This is a genomic window from Candidatus Bathyarchaeota archaeon (assembly GCA_026014745.1).
Lineage (GTDB): Archaea > Thermoproteota > Bathyarchaeia > Bathyarchaeales > Bathycorpusculaceae > Bathycorpusculum.
This window is the reverse complement of record JAOZHS010000001.1, coordinates 1,268,943-1,278,155: the sequence shown is the minus strand read 5'-3', so window position 1 is coordinate 1,278,155 and position 9,213 is coordinate 1,268,943. Positions and strand designations below refer to the sequence as shown.

The following is a 9,213-nucleotide window of genomic DNA, read 5'->3' as shown; positions in this document are numbered from 1 at the left end:
CTGGGAAATCGTTGACCTCTACACAGGAGACGAAATATCCAGAAACTACACCGAAGTCAGACCATCATTTGGCCAAGTCTACAACTATGAATCACCCAACCAACACGGCGCATTCACTTACCTCTGGAGAACCTCAGGCGTAAACCTACCAGAAGTCGTAACGTTATCTAACGCAACACAATTTGTCAACGGTTCTGTCGTCCAACTAGGAAACTCTTACGTCGTTAACAGAACCAGTGGAAAGATTACCACCATTGGCACTTCGGCCCTCTCAACTCCAATCTCGACTAGCAATAACTTTGGCACTGTTTGGGAAATGCTTGACGGCTACACAGAACAAACAGTCTGCTACATCGCCAACGTAACCCAAACCGAAAAACGAACAGGCGCCCCATCCGCAGGTGTAACAACAGGCGCTACTGGAACTGCAGTTTATGGCCAAGACGGAAGCATCCTAAGATACAACGTCGTAAACCTCGGCAGCACCGCAAGCCCACAATACTTCCTACAAGTCTGGAACACCTCAGCAGGAACCATGCCCTCTAGCCAACTTGGAACAGGCTTGTGGCAATGGAGACCAGCAGGCGGAACCTTCGGCGGTTCACCAGCATACTTAGGCACTCTTGCATACAACTACGTACATAACGGAGCTAACTTCTTCTCACTAAACGCATCAATCCCAAGCATCACAGGTACAGCTAACAACATCGCTAACCAAACAGCCAGCATACAAGTAGTCAAAGAAGGCGAATACGTCGTCCTCGTTGCCCAAGGATTCAACAACGGTACAAGCACAGTCCCTGGTTTCATCCTTACACTCAGCCTTAAACCAGGAGAAGAAGGTCGACAGATTTCACGCGTCGAATTCACACCCCCATCAACTGAAGGAGGCACCGAAGCAGCAACTCGCACCGGCGTCTACCCAGAAGAAGGCATAATAATCTTCCATAAAACCAAGACCCTGTCACGATACGGCTACAGCATGGACACAGGAAAATTAGTTTGGACAAGTGACCCTGAAGTACAATTCTCATACTACGGCATGTACTCAAACTACTACAACGGCACACTCCTAAGCTACGGCTACGGCGGAGTCATCACATGCTACGACATAAAAACAGGCAATGTTAACTGGATCTACTCAGCTGACAGCATCGGCACAGAATCCGCATACGGCGGAACCTACCCAATCGGCGTCGTCGTAATCGGAGACGGAAAACTATACACAGTCACAGGCGAACACTCACCCACACAACCCCTAATGCGAGGACCTAACCTACGCTGCCTTGATGCAGCTACAGGTGAAGAAGTCTGGAAGATCCTAGGATTCTTCGGCGGCATGTCCCCTACATCGTCCAACATAATCATGGCAGACGGCATCCTAGTCGGACTCAACTACTTCGACATGCAACTCTACGCATTCGGCAGAGGCCCAAGCGCAGTCACCGTCGACACACCAACCGTATCAACCCTAGGACACAAAGTCATGGTTACAGGCACAGTCACCGACCAATCCCCCGCAGGCGAACGCGACACCAACGACGTCATGGACACCCCACTCAAAGGCACACCAGCCATCTCAGACGCAGACATGCAAGCATGGATGGAATACCTATTCATGGAACAAGTCAAACCCGCAGACGCACAAGGCGTAACCGTAACCCTAAACGCAATCGACCCCAACGGCAACTACGTATCCATCGGCGAAACCACAAGCGACATAAACGGCAACTGGGGATGCTCATTCCAACCAGAAGTCCCAGGCGACTACCAAATCATCGCAAACTTCGCAGGCTCCAAAGCATACGGACCATCCCAATCAACAACATACCTAACCGTAGAAGACGCACCAACCGCAACATCAGCACCAACAAGCCCACCAGAATCAGTCGCAGACATGTACTTTGTCCCAGCAATCGCCATCCTAGCCATCCTAATCGTAGTAGTCGGCGGAGTCTTAGGATTCCTCCTCCTTAGAAAACACCCTTAAAAGGGATTTTCCCTTTTTTCTTTTTTTGTTTATCAGATAATTTTTAGCAACAAATATTTGTTAGTTTATTATCAAGAAAAAGCTATTCGGGCATGATCTTTACTTCTCAAATAAGTGGCAGCTTATAGAAAGATACCTGTGAGCAATCCTAAGGCGAGCCCTAGCATTATGGGGAAGGGTAAGCCGGGGAAGATGCCTTTTTTCTCAAGCATAAGCAGAGTTATTATGCTTCCTGCCATGATGCCGATTATGCCTGCGATTGTAGGGATGATGTTGGGGAAGTATGCAAAGAACATGGCGCCCATCAACATCGAGTAGAACACCAAGTCGCCTAGCCCCATCTGGATTTCTTTAAACGAGAAGCTCAAACCCTGCAGTTGGTCAAGACCTGACGCTGCAATTTTGCCCACTGGACCTTTGTAGACGGCGATTACGTCATAGATTGCTAGAACCGCCAAAATCACCACTGCACTCCACAATGGGATGGCAAACCCAAAGAAAATGCCTAATGCGCCGCCTAAACCGACGACGGCGACGTTGCGGGCTTTGGGGAAACGGAAGATGGCGAGGTCAAAGAGCACCGTGATTAGGACGGTTAAGGCGATTAGGGCATACCAGTTGTCTAAGACTGGGACGTAAACGAGCAGCGAGGAGAGGTAGACAAGGGAGAGCAGCGCTGAGGCGGTGGTCATGGCGAGCACGATTAAGCCTTTGATTATGCGTTTGCTGCGGCGTTTGATAAGGAAGTAAAATAGGGTGGCGCTAATTGCGATGAGTACCACGAAGTAGAGAGCGTTGCCGATGGGGGCGCCAGGTGTTTCTTCAGGAATCGGGGTAACAGGTATAGAGGAAGACCCTTGAGGCGCCAACACGTAAGCGCAGACTAAACCAAAAAGCATGCTTGCCAGTATAGGAACAAGGTAGACGAGTTCGAATTTGAATTTGTCCTCCAGCGTAGTTTGCTGGGGCTGACTTTTTTCTTCAACTTGAGGCGGCTGAGTCATGGTTTCACCTGTCCAATGTTGGCTATAGCCACTGCCGCTTGCAAATGGCAATGGTCACAAAAGAAGCTTTGCTTTTTATCCGAATCAAAGATGCTGTTAGAAAAATGCATAACACACTCAGCTCGACTGCAATGCTTCAAACCCAACGTGTGCCCCAATTCATGTACCGCCTCCTTGAGCGTCCGCGAAACCCACAAAGCAAAATCAGGGTCAACACCGTAAAATTCGGGGTTAAGCCGCCAAAGCGAAACCACACCCTCCTTACCCGGCGAGTAAGCCTCGCCAAACACATAGTTAAGGCCCACAGCGTAGAGGTCTACGTTAACAAAGCCTAAAACCCGCTCATACTCAGCCATAGAGAAACTGTGTAGGAGGTCTAAAAGTTGAGTAGAGTTATGTTGGCTACGTTTGGGGTCAAAAGTAAAAGTGGGTAGAGGTTGAGGCGCGCTGACCTCTGCGGTGGTGTCGGGCAAAATCCGCATAAGCCCCCTTGCAACACCTTCCAAAACATCAACCGAAACCGTACCAACTGGCAAAACAGCGACTTTCATAGTGACGCCTAAATCTGATAGGTCTCCCCTGTCCGTGGCGCAACCGCATCCAACCCCAACTCGTTTTTTGCCCAATTCGCAAACAATTCACAGTTACCCTCAGCGCCGTGCACTACGAAGACTTTGGGTTTGCCGCCGAGTTTGATGAGGGCTTCTTTTAGTTTGCTGGCGCCGCAGTGGCTACTGAAGTCGAAGTGGCGGTATTGGGCTTTGATTTTTCGGACTTTTCCGTCGATGGTGCAAACGCCCTTCTCGAGTAGTTCCTTGCCGGGGGTGCCGGGGATTTGGTAGCTAACTAAGAAGACGGCGTTGGATGATTTCTTGCCTAATTTTGATATGTAAAACGAGGCGGGTCCGCCTTTGAGCATGCCTGCGGGGGATATGATGACGCCGGCTTCTTTGCAGGCTCTGCGTCGGTCACGCCAACCCTCCACCCAATCAGCTGAGTGCATGGCGTTCATGAAGAGTTTAGGGTCACGCAGAAACTCCTTGTAATTCATGATTATGCGACTGGCTTCCCGCGCCATCCCATCAAGCACTATTGGAAACTCGAAGTGATTGGCAGCCAAAACACAGGCGATTTCCTGCGCTCGCCCCACGCCAAACGAGGGCACAAGCACAGTTCCGCCTTTCTCAACGACTTCAGTGCAAGCCTCCGCAAAGCTCCGCTCTAACTCTGGGCGAGGCGTGTGGTCCTCGTTAGCATATGTGCTCTCGATTACGACAGCGTCTAAGTCGCCGTAATCCATCGAGGCGCCTGCGAGGAGTTTACTGTCCTCAGTGTTAAAGTCGCCAGTGTAGAGGATGCGTTTGCCGTCGGCTTCGACCAGCACTTGGGCGCTGCCGGGGGTGTGGCCTGCGTTGTAGAGGCGGATGTTCATGTCGCCGACGGGTTCGGTTTCGCCGTATTCGAGGTGTTTGTTGGCGCGTGCCATGCTTTTTAGTTCGAGATACTCGAAGGGGAGGTAGTATGCGGAGAGGTGGATGAAGTCTTGGATTAGGACTTGGGTGAGTTCAAGGTTGAGTTTGTTAGTGTAGAGGGGGATGCGGTCATTAATGTAGAAGATGGGTATGGCTCCCGAGTGGTCGAGGTGGCTATGCGTGAGGATGACGGCGTCTACGTCTTTTGGGGGGACATGCATGGGAAATCCGGGTTCATGGTCAAGCATTACGCCGTAGTCTATGACGACTTGGCTTTTAGCTGACTTCACCGATATGCCGATGCGGCCGACTTCTCTCGCTCCGCCTAAAAATCCAACCTGCAAACAAAACCATCCTAATTTTAGGCTTAACAGTAAAGAAGGAACCTTTGGTGTTTTAAAAACTTTGAGGAAAACCATGCGGCTGCCGGGTTGATTTGCAAACAGGAGACAGCCTTTTAGTTTGATTGGTGCGTCTCGATAAACACTGATTTTTTACATACTAATGACCCAATAATCACCAATACGGACCTACCCCTCTTAGGTTTCTGCATAGAACCTCTAATAGGATCCAAATATACCCGCCTACCCCTCCCCCTATATCGATTTCTGCATAGCTTGGATATTAGCATCCAAATAGACGCCAAATAGAGGGATACGGCGCAAAGAGGCGGGTTAGTCAAGAATCCTTAACAGGATTAGTCAAGAAATGTTGACGATAAACCCTTTTTATCGCCTCGCCTTCCATGCTGCGGTGACGATATGAGTAAAGTGTGGGCTATGTTACTTATTGCGCTCTTTGCAGCTTCAAATCTGCTGTTGGCGGAATCAGTTTTTGCCCAGTCAAAGCCTACTGTGCCAGAATTTACCCTAAAATATGTAGACGACACGCACACTGAGCCTCCGACTTATGGAACTGACCCATACACAGGAAATAGCATTATCGTCGCCGCAGGTCGTAAAATAGTTAACCAAACCGTTCTATTCACAATCAAAAACCAGCCCTATACATCCAACGGCGACTCACTCTACTACCATGTAAGATACAAAGGTCACTATGAAGAGCACTGGAGCGGTAACTCACAGGTTGTGGATGGGCGCACAATCATCTACGACACGTTAGTGTTTCCAGCGTCAAATACCGCCTACACGGAGATTTCAGTTGTGAAATACTCAGCTGGAGGTTCAGACTGGAGACCCCTAAATTATGTTTTTCTTCCTGATGGAGGTCAGATGGATTTTCAGATACAAGCCATAGTTGGCTCAGCAGATATAGAAACTCCCAAAACCACGTGGGGGGAACTTGCGCCAATCTACAAGGTTAACGGCCAAATAGGCGATTGGAGCCCCACCCATACAATAACCATAGCCGAAAACCAGCCTACAACAACTCCAAACACCGATTCGCCAACTCCAAGCGCGCCTCCTGAAAGCCAAAGCCCCAGCCAATCGGAACCTCAAAGTATAATCCAATTTGGTTTAGACTGGATACAAAGCGCCATTTTTGTTATGCTTTGTTTTGTGGCGGTTCTGCTCATCGTTGTGGTTGTGCTCCTATACAAAGGGAACAAGAAACAGACGGCTAACTATGCACCTTAGTAAACGCTATAAACTCAAAACACAATTACAGTCCGGTGTGACCACGAGTAAAATTATAGTTACACTTACACAATCAGCAAAAAGAGCTTTTACAAAAGAAGCATTTACTTTGATAATTATCGGGGTGCTCTTGGCTTCGACTATGCTAAGCCTACAAACCGTTAAAGCCGAAACAACTGAAACATTGGTTGTCCCCGATGATTACAGCACTATTCAAGGTGCTATAAACGCGGCTGATTTGGGTGACACAATTTTTGTTCACCAAGGCACCTACCGTGAAGCGGTAATAGTTAACAAAACCGTTGCTCTTGTCGGCGAAAACAAAGCAAACACCGTCATCGACGGATTGCCTGCTGACACTACTGTTTTGGTAACCGCAAACCATGTAAACATCACAGGATTCAAAATCATAAATGCTGCAAGCGACTGTGTCTTTCTCAATCATTCAATTGGCTCTAACATAATAGGAAACATCATAGACAATATCTTCTATCAAGATGCAGACGGAATAACTCTACAAAACGCGGATGAGAATACTGTAAGCAACAATTTGATAACCAAAGCATTCCTTGGCATTGGTTTAACTTCCTCTAACAACAATGTTTTTCTAAACAACGTCATCCGCGACAATGTAGACAATATATGGCTGAGTTCTTCTTATGACAACTATTTCGACAATAATACCTGCCGCCAATCCAGCGGGTTCTCTTCAATCTACATGCACTCATGTTCAAATAATCTGTTCAGAAGAAATGAAATAAGCCAAAGTGTTAACTTGGGTCTGTCCTTGCAATTCAAGTCTGAGGGAAATGTTTTTGTCGAGAACACCTTTTCGCAGAATAAAATTGACTTCGTTTGTCACTACTGTAAATGCAATACATTCATTCACAATAATGTCTATGTTACTAGCATCGATAATCAAGATTGTTTAAACAACTGGGACGATGGGGTAGAAGGCAATTACTGGAGCAACTACATAGGCGCTGGAGATACCCCTTATCGAATAAACAGTTCTTATACTCTTGATACTAAACCGAGCCGCCACACATACGGCTTTGACTATGACTATCATCCGCTTCTATCACCATACACGATCATTCCCCCAATAGACCCCCAAACCAATATTATCGCCCCCCAAAACATCACCTACAACACCAACAACGTAACCTTAACATTAACCACAAACGCAGCCAGTTCAGGCACAACCTACAAACTTGACGGAAAACTGGACGTTTTTTACAAAAACACCACAATCCCTTGGCTATCTAACGGGACACATACATTAACAACCTATGCCGTAGAGGCAGATGGAACCCTTAGGCAAACTGACGGGGTAGTCTTTAGTGTTTATGCAATTGTTAACCAAACCAAACCAGCAGAAAAAGTTTACAACTATGATTGGTCACCGTCTATTCGTCCCAATAGCCCGATAGTTAAGATTCAATCACCCATCAAAAACCAAACATACAGCACAAGAAACATTGAGCTTAACTTTAACATAACAGAAGATGAACAATACGCAAGCATAGACACAAAAATCACCAAAGTTGAATACGTGCTTGACCCTGTTATTCATCCAGTGCTGATGGTATACACAGGTTATATTGAGGTTCCCATTATTTCGGGAACAGAATTAACCAAAACATACAGCTTAACTTTGACTAACGTTGCCGACGGAAATCATACCATGTATGTCAGAGCAGTAGCGACTGAAACATACTTTCAAGGACTCGAAATAATTGTATCTGGCGCTGCAGGCGTCAATTTTGTAGTGAACGCGGGAAGTTCTTCAGGGTCAAATCAGGGCGCTTCAGCATCAAACCAGAATTCTCCCCAGCCTACGCCTAAGCCCACGCCAACGCCTACCCCGACAAGCAGCAACGGTTCATCAATTGAGCTTGCCCTAAACGGAAACATAACCAATTCACAAGTATCCAACGTCACTATAGCAACGAATTCTTCAGCATCCTCAACAGCGTTATCCTTTACAGTAACTGGACAAAGCGGAACCATTGGATTTAGCAACATCACCATCCCAAAAGACAACGTGCCCTACGGAGAAACCCCCACAGTCTACATCGACAACGAACCATGCCCTAACCAAGGTTACACCCAAGACGAAAACAACTACTACGTCTGGTACACCATCCACTTCAGCACCCACAAAGTAACCATCAACTTTTCTGATTCAGACAGCCCCCAGCCCACCGCTCAACCCAATGAAGCGATATGGCAACCAAATTGGCTTCAAATAACCGCAGGCGTCGCCGCTGCCCTAATCATAATAACAATAGTGATTGTTGTGTTCAAGGTAATTTTAAGAGATAAAGCAGCCAAAAAGCAGGGTTAAAAACGCATCGAGGCACCATGTCGAAACCAAGTCAATAGGTCTATTGATCGTTACGGTTGTGTTATGCTGTAAGTAGAAGAAAAACCAGAACGGCAAACTCCCTCGTAAACGCTATAAGCATAAAAAAATCATTAGGGGTGGTTAATCGATGCCTAAAAGAAATGTCGTATTAGTAATGGCAATTACTTGTGTGCTTTTGTTATCCTTTGCTAACTATGTGTGCGCCGATTCTACCCCGCCGTTGGAACCGATAGTACAGATTCAATCACCGTACCAAAACGAGATCTTCGACTCAAAAGAAATCCAACTCAACTTCACCATCACCGAAAGCGAGCAATATGCGAATATGGAAATAAAGATCAGCAAAGTGGAATATGTGCTTGACCCAAAATATGATGAGCACCTGATGGTTTTTGTTGGTTGGATCAGTATCCCCCTTGCATCTGGCTCAGAGTTGACAAAAAATTACTCAGTCAATCTGTCCAATATTGCCAACGGCACCCATACGTTATATGTAAGAGGAACAGCAAGCCAGATACCCTCCCCGGGGTCTAGCACGAATTGGTATGGTGGCGCCAGCACGAAGTTCACAGTGAATTTGGGTTTAGAATCAAATCAAACTGGAACCAATAATCCTAACTCCACCAAACCTACATCATCCATAACCAACAACCCCTTAACTGAACCTAAAGAGATGACAGAGCAGCAAAAAGTTCTACTAACAATTTTGGGCGTAGCAGCAACCCTAATCGTTATCGCGATAACCACAGTCGCATTCAAAAGAAACAAAAAAGCTTAA

The 9,213-nt window shown here is 46.9% G+C and carries 7 protein-coding genes; 4 read left to right on the top strand and 3 right to left on the bottom strand.

The genetic code is table 11. The annotated features are described in order from the left end of the window. A partial coding sequence (locus NWE92_06735) for a PQQ-binding-like beta-propeller repeat protein (GenBank protein ID MCW4029326.1) occupies nucleotides 1-1,990 on the top strand: 1,990 nt, incomplete at its 5' end. Between the two features lie 122 nt (nucleotides 1,991-2,112). On the opposite strand, the gene NWE92_06730 is transcribed toward NWE92_06735, so the two are convergent. The 3 genes from NWE92_06730 to NWE92_06720 are packed head-to-tail and all read right to left on the bottom strand — an operon-like array spanning nucleotide 2,113 to nucleotide 4,810. Continuing rightward, nucleotides 2,113-2,994 (bottom strand): presenilin family intramembrane aspartyl protease, encoded by an 882-nt coding sequence (locus NWE92_06730; GenBank protein MCW4029325.1) that lies wholly within the window; start codon nucleotides 2,992-2,994, stop codon nucleotides 2,113-2,115. After that, on the bottom strand, nucleotides 2,991-3,545 hold the full coding sequence (locus NWE92_06725; GenBank protein ID MCW4029324.1) for an archaemetzincin family Zn-dependent metalloprotease: 555 nt from the start codon (nucleotides 3,543-3,545) through the stop codon (nucleotides 2,991-2,993). Before NWE92_06725 ends, NWE92_06730 begins: the two co-directional genes overlap by 4 nt. An 8-nt stretch (nucleotides 3,546-3,553) precedes the next feature. Further along, on the bottom strand, nucleotides 3,554-4,810 hold the full coding sequence (locus tag NWE92_06720) for an MBL fold metallo-hydrolase (protein ID MCW4029323.1): 1,257 nt from the start codon (nucleotides 4,808-4,810) through the stop codon (nucleotides 3,554-3,556). A 417-nt stretch (nucleotides 4,811-5,227) separates the two neighbouring features. On the opposite strand from NWE92_06720, the gene NWE92_06715 reads away from it, so the two are divergent. The 3 genes from NWE92_06715 to NWE92_06705 all read left to right on the top strand — a co-directional run bounded on the left by NWE92_06715 (nucleotide 5,228) and on the right by NWE92_06705 (nucleotide 9,213). Then, complete coding sequence (locus NWE92_06715) at nucleotides 5,228-6,064, top strand: hypothetical protein (protein MCW4029322.1); 837 nt, start codon at nucleotides 5,228-5,230, stop codon at nucleotides 6,062-6,064. A gap of 37 nt (nucleotides 6,065-6,101) precedes the next feature. Then, a complete protein-coding gene (locus tag NWE92_06710; protein MCW4029321.1) occupies nucleotides 6,102-8,414 on the top strand; it encodes a right-handed parallel beta-helix repeat-containing protein in 2,313 nt (770 codons plus the stop codon). 148 nt (nucleotides 8,415-8,562) lie between these two features. Then, nucleotides 8,563-9,213, top strand: a complete 651-nt coding sequence (locus NWE92_06705) for a hypothetical protein (protein ID MCW4029320.1) — start codon at nucleotides 8,563-8,565, stop codon at nucleotides 9,211-9,213.

What these genes read in the sequence shown, in the direction of transcription:
- NWE92_06730 (MCW4029325.1), bottom strand. Translation starts at nt 2,994, where the DNA reads ATGACTCAGCCGCCTCAAGTTGAAGAAAAAAGTCAGCCCCAGCAAACT.
- NWE92_06725 (MCW4029324.1), bottom strand. Translation starts at nt 3,545, where the DNA reads ATGAAAGTCGCTGTTTTGCCAGTTGGTACGGTTTCGGTTGATGTTTTG.
- NWE92_06715 (MCW4029322.1), top strand. Translation starts at nt 5,228, where the DNA reads ATGAGTAAAGTGTGGGCTATGTTACTTATTGCGCTCTTTGCAGCTTCA.
- NWE92_06705 (MCW4029320.1), top strand. Translation starts at nt 8,563, where the DNA reads ATGCCTAAAAGAAATGTCGTATTAGTAATGGCAATTACTTGTGTGCTT.